The following is a 12,903-nucleotide window of genomic DNA, read 5'->3' as shown; positions in this document are numbered from 1 at the left end:
GGAAGTCAGGACGTGCGCGTGCCCGGCTCGGCGACGATCACTTCGAGCGTGCGGGGGCCGTGCACGCCCTCGACGCGGTTCAGCTCGATGTCGCTGGTCGCGGACGGGCCGCTGATCCAGGTGAGCGGGCGTACGGGGTCGAGCCGGGCCACGGCGTCCGGCACCGAGGCGACGACCTGCGCCGCGCGCACCACGCACAGGTGGTAGTCGGGCAGCAGGGTCAGGGCCCTGCGGCCCTGCCCGGGGCCGGCGTCCAGCACGATCGTCCCGGTCTCGGCGACGCCGGCCGCGCAGGCGCTCAGCACGCCGTCCGCCGCGTCCAGGGCGGAGGCCGCGAGCGGCGGGTCGTCCACCAGCCGTTCGAGGCCGGGCAATGCGGCCAGCCACTCCTCGGGCAGCCCGGCCGGGACGACCACCCGTCGCGCGCCGCGGGCCGCCAGCGCGGCGGCGACGGCGGCCGGCACCTCGTCGTCGGGGACGACGTGGACGACCGCCCGGTAGTCGCGCACCCGCTCGGCGAACAGCTCCAGGTCGGCCGCCCCGCCGTCCGGGGCCCGGTACGCGCGGGCCGCCTCCCCCACCGGCGCCGAGCCCGCCACGGCCGCGCGGACGCGGGCCAGGATCACGTCGCGCGAGCTCATCGGGCGCCTCCCTCGGTGCGGTCCCACCAGTCGCGGAACGACTCCTCGGGCACCGAGGGGACGTCCCGGGTCTGCGTCCAGGCCGCGCCGGGCCCGGGCAGGCTCCTCTTCGGCACCAGCCCCCGGAACCTGGAGGCGAGCCGCTGGACGCGCCGCAGCCGCGCCGGCCGGTCGAGCACCCAGGAGGCGGCCTTGAGCCCGAGCCGCTCCGCCGGGCGGTGCGGGGCCTTCGCGCGCAGGTGGACGAGCACCTCGGGGATGTCGATGGCGACCGGGCACACGTCGTAGCAGGCGCCGCACAGGCTGGAGGCGTACGGCAGCGAGGCGTCCAGTTCCGAGCCCATGCCGCGCAGCTGCGGGGTGAGGATGGCCCCGATCGGCCCCGGGTAGACCGAGCCGTACGCGTGCCCGCCGACGCGCTCGTAGACCGGGCACACGTTGAGGCAGGCCGAGCAGCGGATGCAGCGCAGCGCCTGGCGCCCGACCTCGTCGGCCAGCACGTCGGTGCGGCCGTTGTCCAGCAGCACGAGGTGGAACTCCTGCCCCTCGGCGGCGCCGGTCCACATGGAGGTGTAGGGGTTCATCCGCTCGCCGGTGGAGCTCCTGGGCAGGAGCTGCAGGAAGACCTCCAGGTCGCGCCAGGTGGGCAGGATCTTCTCGATGCCCACCACGCTGATCAGCGTCTCGGGCAGCGTGAGGCACATGCGGCCGTTGCCCTCGGACTCCAGCACCACCAGCGTGCCGGTCTCGGCGATCAGGAAGTTGGCCCCGGAGACGCCCACCTTGGTGGACAGGAAGCGCTCGCGCAGGTGCAGCCGCGCGGCCTCGGCGAGGGTCTTCGGCTCGTCGGTGAGGTTCGCGGGGGCGGGACGGCCCCACTCGCCCATGTGGTCGAGGAAGATCTCGCGGATCTCCGAGCGGTTGCGGTGGATCGCCGGCACCAGGATGTGCGACGGCCAGTCGTCGCCGAGCTGCACGATCAGCTCGGCGAGGTCGGTCTCGTAGGCGGTGACGCCCTCGGCGGCCAGGGCCTCGTTGAGGCCGATCTCCTGGGTGGCCATCGACTTGACCTTGACGACCTCGGTCTGCCCGGTGGCCCTGACCAGGTCGGCGACGATGCGGTTGGCCTCTTCCGCGTCGGCGGCCCAGTGGACGTGGCCGCCCGCCTCGGTGACCATGCGCTCGGCCTGGAGCAGGTGCCGTTCCAGGTTGCGCAGCGTGTCGTCCTTGATCGCCTTGCCGGCGGCGCGCAGGCCCTGCCAGTCGGGCAGCTCCTCCACCACGGAGGCGCGCCTGCCTCGGATGGTGTGCGTCGCCTTGCGCAGGTTGAACCTGAGCTGGGAGTCCGCCAGCGCCTTCTCGGCGTTGCGCGGGAACGCGGGCATGCCGAGGAACGTGCCGCTCATCGTGCCTGGCCTTCCGGTCGCGCGGGGCTCATCGTCCGGCCTCCGTGGCGGCGAGGATCTCGGCCAGGTGCATGACGCGGACGCCGGCGCGCTGCCGGCCGAGGGCGCCGCCCACGTGCATCAGGCACGAGTTGTCGGTCGCGCAGAGCACCTCGGCGCCGGTGGCGACGACGTGCCCGACCTTGTCGGCGCACATCGCCGAGGAGACCGCCGCGTTCTTGACGGCGAACGTGCCGCCGAAGCCGCAGCACTCCTCGGCGCCCGGCAGCGGGACGAGTTCCAGGCCGCGCACGTTCGACAGGAGCCGGAGCGGGCGGTCGCCCACCTTCAGGCCGCGCAGCGAGTGGCAGGTCGGGTGGTAGGTGACGCGGTGCGGGAAGTAGGCGCCGACGTCGGTGACGCCGAGCACGTCGACGAGGAACTCCGACAGGTCGTACACCTTCGGGGTGACCTCGGCGACCGCGCGGGCGAAGGGCGAGCGGCCGCCGTGCGCGGCGGCGAAGGCCTCGGGCCGCGTCGCCCCCATGCCGGCCGCCAGCTTCGGGTACTGCTCGCGCACCATGGAGGCGCACGAGCCGGACGGGACGACCACGGCGTCGTACGCCGCGAAGGTGTCCAGGAAGCTCCGCGCGAGGCGGACCCCCTCGTCGCGGTAGCCGGTGTTGACGTGCATCTGGCCGCAGCAGGTCTGGGCCGGGGGGAACTCCACCTCGCAGCCGAGGCGGCGCAGCAGCGTCACGACCGCCTTTCCCGTGCCGGGAAACAGCGTGTCGTTCACGCAGGTGATGAACAGGGCGACCCGCATCGCACCCCTTCTCTCGACTCCTCCGGGCCGGGCCGCCGGGCCGGATCACTCCCGGGCGCGGCGTGCGGCCCAGTATGGTCAGACCATACTCCAGGACGGCGGAGGATCACGTGGCGGACAGGGATCGGCGCCCGCGGGCGTTCGAGGAGGTGCTCATCCAGGTCGAGCGGCGCATCGCCGACGACGGCCTGCGGGTGGGCGACCGGCTGCCCGGCGAGCGCCAGCTCGCCGAGCAGCTCCGGGTGAGCCGGTCGTCGGTGCGCGAGGCGCTGCGCGTGCTGGAGACGCTGGGAGTGGTGTCCTCGCAGGCGGGGCGCGGGCCCGACGCCGGCGCCGTGCTCACCTCGCGCCCCGACGGCGCGCTGACCGACCTGCTGCGCCTCAGCCTGAGCCTGTCCAGCCTGTCGCCGCGCGAGGTCGTCGAGACCCGCCTGATGATCGAGCGCTGGTCGGCCGAGCACGCCGCCCGCCACGGCCCCGGCGCCTCCGCCGGGCCGCTGGCCGAGGCGCTTCGCGCCATGGAGACGGCGGCCACCGCCGAGGAGTTCGTCGAGCACGACATCGACTTCCACGTGGCCATAGCCGAGGCGTCCGGCAACCGGTTGTCGGCGGCGGTGATGCGCGCGCTGCGCGGCGCGATGCGCAGGTACGCGATCGAGGCCGTCGAGCGGCTCGGCGACACCGGCGTGCTGCGCGAGGACCACCGCCGCATCCACCACGCCATCACCTCGGGCGACGCGGCCGGCGCCGCCGAAGCCGTCACCGTCCACCTGGCGCACGCCTACCCCGAGCTCTTCTGACGCCCGCGGCCTCCCCTCGACCGCGAACCTAGAACGTGTTCTAATCACTGGGCGAACCGTACGACGCGGAGGTCTGGACGGCATGAGCGGCGACCTGAGGCTCGGACTGAACGTCGGCTACTGGCAGCGCGGCCCGCACGACGCGACCGAGCTCGTCCAGGCGGCCGAGCGGCTCGGATACGACTCGGTGTGGACGGCGGAGGCGTACGGGTCGGACGCCTTCACCCCGCTCGCCTGGTACGGGGCGCGGACCAGCCGGATCAAGCTGGGCACCAGCGTCGCGCAGATGTCGGCCCGCAGCCCGGTGACCACCGCCATGACCGCCATGACGCTCGACCACCTGACGGGCGGTCGCCTGATGCTCGGCATCGGCGCCTCCGGGCCGCAGGTCGTCGAGGGCTGGTACGGCGTCCCGTTCCCCCGCCCGCTGGCCCGCACCCGCGAGTACGTCGACATCATGCGCAAGGTGTGGCGCCGCGAGGAGCCGGTCACCTCCGACGGCCCGCACTACCCGCTCCCCTACCCGGGCGGCACCGGCCTGGGCAAGCCGCTCAAGTCGATCACCCATCCGCTGCGGCCGGACATCCCGCTCTACCTGGGGGCCGAGGGCCCGAAGAACGTGGCGCTCGCCGCCGAGATCACCGACGGCTGGCTGCCGCTGTTCGTGATGCCCGACAAGATCGGCGGCATGTACGGCGAGTCGCTGGCCGCCGCGCCGCCGGACTTCGACATCGCCGCGATGGTGCGCGTCACCGTCACCGACGACGTCCAGGGCGCCCTCGACATCGCCAAGGCGACGCTCGCCCTGTACATCGGCGGCATGGGCGCCAAGGACCGCAACTTCCACGCCGACATCGTCGCCAGGATGGGCTACGCCGACACCACCGAGAAGATCCAGGAACTCTTCCTCGCCGGCCGCAAGGACGAGGCCCTGCGCGCCATCCCCGACGACCTGGCCGACGGCATCTCCCTGATCGGCCCCCCCGCCCGCATCCGCGAACGCCTCACCCTCTGGCGCGAAAGCCCGGTGACCACCCTGCTGGTCATGGGCGCCGACGACGAACCCACCCTCCGCCTGATCCGCGACCTGGTCCTGGGCTGAGTTCTCCCCCGACCCTCGACATGGTGCCTTCGGCGCAGCCTTCCCAAGGGCGACCCTCACCCCGCCCACCACTCGAAGTCTCGCGGGTACCCGCCTTGACCGCCCGGGAACAGGTGCCGCGTCAATAGCCTTCCCCCATGACGACAGGCGATCGCGAGAGGTTGCGCAGGACGTTCGACGAGGACGCGGAGCTGTATGACCGGGCTCGGCCCCGGTATGTGGGCGAGCTGTTCGACGGCTTGGCCGAGCTGGCGGGGATCGGCGCTGGGGCGCGGGTGCTGGAGATCGGGTGTGGGACGGGGCAGGCCACGGTGTCGTTGGCGGAGCGGGGGTTCCGGGTCGTCGCGGTGGAGCTGGGTGCGTCCATGGCTTCGGTGGCTCGCCGGAATCTGGCACGGTTTCCGCTGGTCAGCGTGGTGAACTCCACGTTCGAGGAATGGGAGCTGCCCAGCGAGCCGTTCGACGCCGTGGTGTCGGCGACGGCGTTCGCCTGGGTGGACCCGGCCGTGCGGGTGGCGAAGGCGGCGGACGCGCTGCGTGCCGGGGGAGCGCTCGCCACGGTGGCCACGCACCATGTCGCCGGCGGCACCGTGGACTTCTTCCACGAGGCCCAGGACTGCTACGAGCGGTTCGACCCCGAGACGCCGCCGGGGCTGCGCCTGACGCCGGCGGCCGACATCCCCACCGACAGCGCCGAGGTGGACGAGTCGGGGCGGTTCAGCCCGGCCGCTTTCCGCCGCTACGAGCTGGACGTCGAGTACTCGACCGACAGCTACCTGGACGTGCTGCGCACCTACTCCGGCCACCGGGCGCTGGAGAGCGGCGCCCGCACGTCCCTGCTGAACTGCATCGCGGCGCTGATCGACGGCCGGTACGGCGGCACGATCACCAAGCGCTACATGTTCGAGCTGCGTGTCGCCCACCGAATCACCTGACGGAACGCCGACGCCGACGGCGCTGAGGAGATGGGGTCACCGGCGGGGGAAGGCGTCCCAGCCCAGATGCGCCTTCCCGCGCCGATGCCCATCGGATGCGGCGAGCCATCCTCGTTGAGCGCGCCCCGCTCGCCCGCCGTAGTCCGTCCTGCCACATTCACTGTAATCCCTACCTGCTATACATACAACAGGCGGGCAGGACGGCCCCTGGGCCGAGGTCGTCGTCCAGGCGGCGGCACCGGGCGTCAGCTTCTCGATCACCTCGACGGTTCCGGCGTCCACGCGGTTCGCGGCGCGGACGGCCGTCATCAGCCGGTCCTTCTCCGGCGGGGAGAGATGCCGCAGCAGCATCAAGGCGGGCGCGCCACCGAGCGCCAGACCCCCGGACGTTCGGTAGACCTGCGCGAAGAGGGCGACCGTGCGGGCCGTGGGGCGCTGGCCGCGTTGCGGCCCGTGCTCGAAGTCGTACAGGCGTGACTCGCGGAGCGTGGCCGTGCCCGCCGGAGATCACGTGCAGATCTCCGTTCCGGCAGGTCACCGGCTGTTTGCTGGGCAGCGGTCCGGACGGCCGAAGCCGGATCGGCGTATCACGCGGCACCGTCCAGGGTTCTGGGTTGTGTACCTGCTCTTCGACCCCGCGACGAGGAGGCCCGTGTGACGGCCGACCCCACCACCCACCCCGGCCCGGCTCAAGAGGAGGCCCGTGTGACGGCCGATCCGATCACGCTCCCCGGCCCGCTCGGCGAGGACCACCCGTCGCGGTCGGCGCCGATCAACGAGTCCGTCCGGCTGGGGCCCGAGGTCCTCATCTGGCGCCGCGCCTTCCCCGGGCGGGCCGATCAGGCTTCGGAGGCCAGGCGGTTCGTCCGCTTCCTGCTCGGCAGCACCCTCTTCGCCGACGACGCCGAGCTGATCGTGGGCGAGCTGGCCGGCAACGCCATCCGCCACACCCGCAGCGGGCCGCCCGACGGCCGCTTCACCGTCGAGATCACGCTCACCTCCGCCCGCCACGAGCCGCTCACCACCCCCGCGACGGCCGTCAACGTCCTGATCACCGTCTACGACCTGGGCGGGGGCGGCACCCCCCTGTCCACCGTCCCCGACCGGCGAGACTCATGCGAGGAGAGCGGTCGCGGACTGGCCATCGTCACCGCCCTCGCCGACCGCACCGGCCACCAGGGCACGCCCACGACGGGCCACAGCGTGTGGGCCTACCTCTCCGGCGAGCACGACCCGCGGCCCGCGCGAACCGGCGGCCGCACGGGCACCGCGAGTACGGATGGGTCGGGCGTTTTGTGATCTGCTGGCAGAATCGGGGCGGTGAGGGTACTCGTCGCGGATGACCAGGCTTTGGTGCGCACCGGGTTTCAGATGATCCTCGACGCGCAGCCGGACATCGAGGTGGTGGCCACGGTGGGTGACGGGGCAACGGCGGTCGAGGAGGCGCGGCGGCTGCGGCCCGACGTGTGCCTGCTCGACATCCGGATGCCCCGGCTGGACGGGCTGGAGGCCACCCGCATGCTGGCGGGGCCGGGCGTGCCCTCCCCCATGCGCGTGGTGATCGTCACGACGTTCGACCTGGACGAGTACGTCTACGGGGCCCTGCGGGCGGGCGCCTGCGGGTTCCTGCTCAAGGACAGCGGGCCCACGCTGCTGATCGAGGCCGTCAGGGCCGCCGCCAACGGGGACGCGCTGGTCTCGCCGTCGATCACGGTCCGGCTGCTGGCGCACCTGGCCCGGCCCGTGGCGGCGGGCGGCAGGCCGCCACGCGAGCAGCTCACCGAGCGCGAGCTGGACGTCGTGCGCCTGGTCGCGCGGGGGCGCACCAACCAGGAGGTCGCCGCGGAGCTCTTCGTGTCGCTGTCCACGGTGAAGACGCACCTCGCCAGCGTCCAGATGAAACTCGGGGCGCGCAACCGCGTCGAGGTCGCCGCCTGGGCGTGGGAGTGCGGCATAGTCACCTGAACTGCGAATCCTTGACGAGACCGGTCACGCCGGACGGGCCGGTCCTGGATCTTGTGAAGAATTTCGGCCGTCGTGTGAACATCCTGGATCTTCTCCGGCGCCTCGCCCGATTAGCGGAGAGGCCGACTGGATAGGAGTGAGTCAGGCGTCGCGCTACGTCACCTGCGATAGACGGACTTCAGCGCATGCCGAGGGAGGATCACATGCGCTACACCCGGTCCGCGGTCGGCAGGTCGGCGGTCGGCGTCTACCTGGCGCTCGCCGCCCAGATCGCGACGCTGGCCTGCCTGGTGGCCTTCGAGCTGGTGCGGGGCAGGCAGCTCGCGCGGCAGGTCTCGTTGCTGGGCGACGACCCCAAGGCGCCCGGCGCGGAGGCGGTCGTGGGGGACGTCACGTGGTTCGCCGTGCTGCTCCTGCTGGTGGTGGCCACCACGATCGCCGCCGGGTTCTCCTACTTCTCCTGGCTGCGCCACGCGGGGGCGACCTCGCGCATGATCGCCATCGCGTGGTTCGTCCCGGTGCTCAACCTGGCGGCCCCGGCGCTGCTCGTGCACGCCCTGCGGCAGGACGCCGGCCTTCGGGACGGCGGCCGCAGGCCCTGGCTCGCGCTGGTCGCCGCCTGGTGGGCGTGCTGGCTGGCCACGGTGTTCCTCGTCCTGGTGATGCCCGTCACCAAGTCCCACGGCGGCACGGCCCTGACCGGGCTCGGCGTCACCGAACTACTCGTGGCCGTCCTCGCCGCCCTCTTGTGCGCCGCCACCGTGCGCGCGGTGACCTCCGCCCGCCTCAGCGCCCGCCCCTCCCCCATAGCCCCGCGCCTGAAGCTGCTCCCCGCCCTGCGCTCCCTGCCCCGGCACACCTACCCCACCGGGGAGTGACCGCCCGGCACCACGAGCGGACGCCCGACCGGTTACGCGCCGCAAACGGCGCCGGCCTCACCGCACCACGTCCCACCGTGCCGGCGCCGAGACAGACACCCCGGGGCAGCACAGGGGCGCGCGGTGGGCAGGGGGCCGGCTCCCGGCCCACACGACCTGGGCAGGGCGGGCGCGCGGCAGCCTCCGACGCGGCGGGGCGGGGGCGCGAGCGGGACGGGCGAGTGTAGTGCGGCGCCGTCAGGTGCGGCGTGGGTCGCGGGCGGGGCGGGGGCGGGGGTCGCGAGGGGTGGTCAGGTCCATGGTCGGGCGGGGGCGTGGGGGGTCCAGGGGGCCGGAGCTGCCGGGGCTGGAGTGCCAGAGTTTGCTCGGGGGCTGGTGCATGCCGGGGGCTCCGCCCAGGTCGGCGTAGGGGGAGATGGTGTAGCCGTTGCCGTAGCGGATGCGGCGGCCGCCGACGGCTCCGGCGTCCTGCCGGGGGTCGCCGAGCATGGCTCGCACCTGAGCCAGGCCGCCGGTGCGCCAGGCCTCGTCCAGCTCGACGAGGTTCCAGCAGTCGAGGGCGCGCAGGGAGACCGCGCGGGCGCCGACCCTGCGGACCACCCCCTTGGCGACCATCAGCCACGAGCCGAAGACCGTGGCGGCGCAGCGGCCCTGCACCGACTCGAAGAAGGTCAGGTCGATGGGGCCGGTCGAGTCGTCCAGGGTGGCGAAGACGACACGCTGGCCCGAGCGCACCGCCGGGGTCTGGGTGGCGACCTTCACCCCGGCGACCAGGATCTCCGCGCCGTTGCGCATCGTCAGCAGCTCGTTCGCGCGGACGACGCCGATCGCGTCGAGCAGCTCGCCGTGGAAGGCGATCACGTGGTGGCTGACGTCCATGCCGAGGATCTCCAGCTCCGCCTGGACGGCCTCGGCCTCGGTCATCTCGGGCAGCTCGCCGGGCTCGATGCGCTCGCTGAACCCCATCGGGATCTGCACGGACGGCGAGGAGGCGCGGTCGAGGGCGCCGATCTGGGCGATCAGGTCGCGCCTGGTCAACTCGCCGGGGCGCCAGCGCGGGCCGCCCGGGCGCAGCCCGTACAGCGCGTCGAGGCCGCCGACCTGCACGATGCGCTCGGCCACCGGGCGGGACGGCCGCGCCCGCTCCCAGAAGTCGGCCAGCGAGGTGTACGGCCGGCCCGCCACCATGCGCGCCACCTCGGCCTCGCTGATCCCCTTGACCGACGAGAACGGCACCCGCAGGCCGTACCCCGCGCCCATGCGGTCGATGAGGTCGTCGATGCCGCCCTGGTCGCCCCCGCCGGCCGGCACCTGCGGAGTGCCGGGGTTCGCGGGTGCGGCCCCCGACTGCGGCGGGTTCTCCACGGCACCCGACACGCCCCGAGTGCCGGCGTTCGCCGGGAGGGCCGTCATCCGCGGCAAGCCCCCCACGGCGCCGGGCGCATCCCGGGGGGCGGGGGGCGGTAGAGGTTCCACCTGCCAGGTGGCGCCCGAGTGGTTGACGTCCAGGGGGAGGACGGTGACGCCGCAGCGGCGGGCGTCGTCGAGGATCACCCGGGCGGGGTACATGCCGGGGTCGTGGGTGAGGACGCCGGCGAAGAAGGCGGCGGTGTGGTGGCGTTTCAGCCAGGCCGACTGGTAGGTGGGCAGGGCGAACGCGGCGGCGTGCGCCTTGCAGAAGCCGAACGAGCCGAACGCGTCGAGCACCTTCCACGCGTGGTCGGTGGTCTCGCGGTCGAACTCGGGCAGCACCTCGTTCTCCCACCACACCTGGACCCTCGCGCGGCCCTCGGGGGTGCCGAGGTCGCGGCGGATCTGCTCGGCCCGGGACAGGCCGCAGCCGGTCATCGTGTCGACGACCCGCAGCACCTGCTCGTGGAAGACGACGACGCCGTGGGTCTCGGCCAGCGGGCCGCGCAGCGACGGGTGCGGGTAGGTCGCCTCGCGCCAGCCGTGGCGCGACTCCAGATACGGGGTGACCATGTCGGAGTTGACCGGGCCCGGCCGGAACAGCGAGATGTCGACGATCAGGTCGTGGATCGTGCGCGGCTCCAGCTTGGCCACCAGCTCCCGCTGGCCGGGCGACTCGATCTGGAAGCAGCCGAGCGTGCGGCCGGTGCAGATCATGTCGTAGGTGGGCGCGTCGTCCCGGGGCACGCCCCGGTCGACGTCGACGTCCACGCCGTCCACCCGCCGGATCTCGTCCAGGGCGTACGCGATCGCCGACTGCATGCGCACGCCGAGGACGTCAAGCTTCAGCAGCCCGGCCTCCTCCACGTCCTCCTTGTCGAACTGGCTCATCGGGAAGTCGAGCAGGCTGCGCTCGACCGGGGTGACGTCGCGCAGGCCGGCGTTGCCGACGAGCACGCCGCAGGGGTGCAGGGCGATGTGCCTGGGCAGCCCGTCGAGCTTCTCGGCCAGCAGGAACACCGTCTGCAGGGCGCGGTCGTTCAGGCCGCTGGACCGCAGCTCCGGCAGGTCGGACAGGGCCGTGCGGATCTGCCTGGCCCTGATGTGCGGGAACGCCTTGGCGATGGCGTCGACCTCGTGCGGCGGCAGCCCCATGGCCGCGCCGACGTCGCGGATCGCGCTGCGCGCCCGGTAGGTCTCCATCATCGACACGCACGCCACCCGGCTCTCGCCGTACCGGCCGAGGATCGCCCGGTAGCAGTCGAGCCGCCGCGCCGACTCCACGTCGACGTCGATGTCGGGCAGCCCTTTGCGTCCTTCCGACAGGAAGCGCTCCATGAGCAGGCCGTGGTCGAGCGGGTTCACCTCGCCGATGCCGATGAGGTAGTTGACGAGGCTGCCCGCCCCCGAGCCCCTGATCGCGCAGCGGACGCCCATCTCGCGGATCATGTCGGTGATGTCGGCCACGGTGGTGAAGTAGCCGGACAGCTGCTTGCGCTCGATGATCTGGAGCTCGGCGGCCAGCCGGTCACGGGCCTCGGTGGATCGTTCCAGGCCGCGTGCGGGCAGCCCGTCCTCGCACCGCCGGCGCAGCAGGGGGACGGGGTCCTCGCCGGGCTCGGGCAGGTTGAGCCGTCCGGGGTCGCCGCTGCGCAGCGCGAGGACCTCCAGCGGGTCGAGCACGCATCGCTCGGCGACCTTCCGGGTGGCCGCGAGCAGCCCGCGTGCCCGGTCGCGGTCGCCCCCGCAGACGCGCGCGGCCATCAGCTCCATCTCGGCGCCGCTCTTGAGGTAGGCGTGCGAGGCGGCCTGCTCCAGGTGCCGGGGGTGCAGGGGGACGAGCTTGCGCGCGGCGTCCAGCACGTTGCCGACCCGGTAGTCGCCGGGGTCGAGGTGCCGCACGGCGTTGGTGAGCACGGCCGGCACGCCGAGCGAGCCGGCCAGGGCCAGCATGCGCGTGGCGAGGGCCGCGTCGCGGTAGCCGTACTGGTCGACGACCTCCACCACGACGCCGGGGACCTCCGCCCGCCACGCGGCGAGCAGGGCACGGGCCCGCTCGTCCTGGCGCACGGCCATCGCGCGCCCGACGTCGGACCTCGGCCCCAGCAGGACCACCAGCCCGTCGGCGTGCGGGGCGATCATGGAGCGGGTCACCCGGGGCTCGCCCCGCTCCCCCGCGTGGTGCGCGGCGGTGGTGAGGCGGCACAGGCGCGCCCACCCGCCGGACCGCGCCAGCACGGTGACGCGGTCGTCGCCGGAGGGGGCCGGGCCGCCGCGGGGCGCGGGCCCGGCCGGGGGGCCGAGGGCCAGGTCGACGCCGACGACGGGGGCGATGCCGGCGTCGGCGCAGGCCTGGACGTGCTTCACCGCGCCGTACAGCCCGTCGCGGTCGGTGAGCGCGAGGACGTCCATGCCGTGCCCGGCCGCGCGGCCCACCAGGTCGCGGGGGAACGCCGAGCCGTACCGCAGCGAGTAGGCGGAGGCGACGTGCAGGTGGGGGAACATCAGTCCCACGCCCGGAGCATGAGCCAGCCGCCGCTCGCGGTGTCGAACCGCAGCTCGTAGGTGCCGATCTCCTTGCCGGCGCCCGCCTCGACGCGCCAGAACCGCCGCTCGCCGGGGTCGTTCTCGGAGATCTTCCACCATTCGCGGGAGGTCACCCAGTGGTCGAGGATCCGCCGGACGACGTAGAGCCGGTCACGCCAGACGAAGCGGGCGGGCTCGGCGTCCCGCGTCCACACCTCGATGGGATCGCCGTAGATTCTGCTCACAGGCGCTTCTTCTCCCTGGGGCTTTTGGAATGTGGAGCACCCGGGGGGAAGGACGGGTGGTACTGCTTCGAACATACGTTCCCAGCGACGGGAGGGCAAATCTGACTCCCGGGGACACGCCGGACGGTGACCGCCGTCACCCCGCCCGCGCATCGCGCCGGGTGAAAAAGCGCCTTCCACCAGGTTCGTT

At 73.4% G+C, this 12,903-nt stretch carries 11 protein-coding genes; 6 read left to right on the top strand and 5 right to left on the bottom strand.

Features of this window, described 5'->3' with window-relative positions; translation table 11 throughout:
* Nucleotides 1-5 precede the first annotated feature (5 nt).
* The 3 genes from PYR91_RS30205 to PYR91_RS30195 are packed head-to-tail and all read right to left on the bottom strand — an operon-like array spanning nt 6 to nt 2,852.
* Nucleotides 6-641, bottom strand: a complete 636-nt coding sequence (locus PYR91_RS30205) for an LUD domain-containing protein (protein WP_279785304.1) — start codon at nt 639-641, stop codon at nt 6-8.
* Entirely contained in the window at nt 638-2,047 is a 1,410-nt protein-coding gene (locus PYR91_RS30200) for a lactate utilization protein B (protein ID WP_279785302.1), read from the bottom strand. Before PYR91_RS30200 ends, PYR91_RS30205 begins: the two co-directional genes overlap by 4 nt.
* A gap of 28 nt (nt 2,048-2,075) precedes the next feature.
* The gene (locus PYR91_RS30195; RefSeq protein ID WP_279785300.1) at nt 2,076-2,852 is read right to left on the bottom strand and encodes a (Fe-S)-binding protein; all 777 of its coding nucleotides are present in this window, start codon (nt 2,850-2,852) and stop codon (nt 2,076-2,078) included.
* A 110-nt stretch (nt 2,853-2,962) separates the two neighbouring features.
* Between PYR91_RS30195 and PYR91_RS30190 the strand changes: the two genes are divergently transcribed.
* From PYR91_RS30190 to PYR91_RS30165, 6 genes are all read left to right on the top strand, one after another.
* On the top strand, nt 2,963-3,652 hold the full coding sequence (locus PYR91_RS30190; RefSeq protein WP_279785299.1) for an FCD domain-containing protein: 690 nt from the start codon (nt 2,963-2,965) through the stop codon (nt 3,650-3,652).
* A gap of 82 nt (nt 3,653-3,734) precedes the next feature.
* On the top strand, nt 3,735-4,754 hold the full coding sequence (locus tag PYR91_RS30185; RefSeq protein WP_279785297.1) for an LLM class F420-dependent oxidoreductase: 1,020 nt from the start codon (nt 3,735-3,737) through the stop codon (nt 4,752-4,754).
* A 137-nt stretch (nt 4,755-4,891) separates the two neighbouring features.
* Entirely contained in the window at nt 4,892-5,689 is a 798-nt protein-coding gene (locus PYR91_RS30180; RefSeq protein WP_279785295.1) for a class I SAM-dependent methyltransferase, read from the top strand.
* 654 nt (nt 5,690-6,343) lie between these two features.
* On the top strand, nt 6,344-6,988 hold the full coding sequence (locus PYR91_RS30175; RefSeq protein WP_279785294.1) for an ATP-binding protein: 645 nt from the start codon (nt 6,344-6,346) through the stop codon (nt 6,986-6,988).
* Nucleotides 6,989-7,009: 21 nt separating this feature from the next.
* Nucleotides 7,010-7,654 carry a response regulator transcription factor gene (locus PYR91_RS30170; protein ID WP_279785292.1) on the top strand — a complete coding sequence of 215 codons (645 nt, stop codon included), beginning with the start codon at nt 7,010-7,012 and terminating at the stop codon, nt 7,652-7,654.
* Nucleotides 7,655-7,857: 203 nt separating this feature from the next.
* The gene (locus tag PYR91_RS30165; RefSeq protein ID WP_279785290.1) at nt 7,858-8,532 is read left to right on the top strand and encodes a hypothetical protein; all 675 of its coding nucleotides are present in this window, start codon (nt 7,858-7,860) and stop codon (nt 8,530-8,532) included.
* A gap of 237 nt (nt 8,533-8,769) precedes the next feature.
* On the opposite strand, the gene dnaE is transcribed toward PYR91_RS30165, so the two are convergent.
* Together dnaE and PYR91_RS30155 are read right to left on the bottom strand one after the other, a co-directional pair.
* Nucleotides 8,770-12,447 carry a DNA polymerase III subunit alpha gene (dnaE, locus tag PYR91_RS30160; RefSeq protein WP_279785434.1) on the bottom strand — a complete coding sequence of 1,226 codons (3,678 nt, stop codon included), beginning with the start codon at nt 12,445-12,447 and terminating at the stop codon, nt 8,770-8,772.
* On the bottom strand, nt 12,447-12,713 hold the full coding sequence (locus PYR91_RS30155) for a DUF6504 family protein (RefSeq protein WP_279785288.1): 267 nt from the start codon (nt 12,711-12,713) through the stop codon (nt 12,447-12,449). Before PYR91_RS30155 ends, dnaE begins: the two co-directional genes overlap by 1 nt.
* Nucleotides 12,714-12,903: the final 190 nt, after the last annotated feature.

The sequence above is a fragment of the Sphaerisporangium sp. TRM90804 genome (assembly GCF_029846175.1).
GTDB lineage: Bacteria > Actinomycetota > Actinomycetes > Streptosporangiales > Streptosporangiaceae > Sphaerisporangium.
Note: the sequence above shows the minus strand (reverse complement) of the source record. Positions and strands in the feature narration are given on the sequence as shown.

Bases quoted from the DNA above. Each gene is read 5' to 3' on its own strand.
- PYR91_RS30205 (WP_279785304.1), bottom strand. From the start codon at position 641: ATGAGCTCGCGCGACGTGATCCTGGCCCGCGTCCGCGCGGCCGTGGCG.
- PYR91_RS30200 (WP_279785302.1), bottom strand. From the start codon at position 2,047: ATGAGCGGCACGTTCCTCGGCATGCCCGCGTTCCCGCGCAACGCCGAG.
- PYR91_RS30195 (WP_279785300.1), bottom strand. From the start codon at position 2,852: ATGCGGGTCGCCCTGTTCATCACCTGCGTGAACGACACGCTGTTTCCC.
- PYR91_RS30185 (WP_279785297.1), top strand. From the start codon at position 3,735: ATGAGCGGCGACCTGAGGCTCGGACTGAACGTCGGCTACTGGCAGCGC.
- PYR91_RS30180 (WP_279785295.1), top strand. From the start codon at position 4,892: ATGACGACAGGCGATCGCGAGAGGTTGCGCAGGACGTTCGACGAGGAC.
- PYR91_RS30165 (WP_279785290.1), top strand. From the start codon at position 7,858: ATGCGCTACACCCGGTCCGCGGTCGGCAGGTCGGCGGTCGGCGTCTAC.
- dnaE (WP_279785434.1), bottom strand. From the start codon at position 12,447: ATGTTCCCCCACCTGCACGTCGCCTCCGCCTACTCGCTGCGGTACGGC.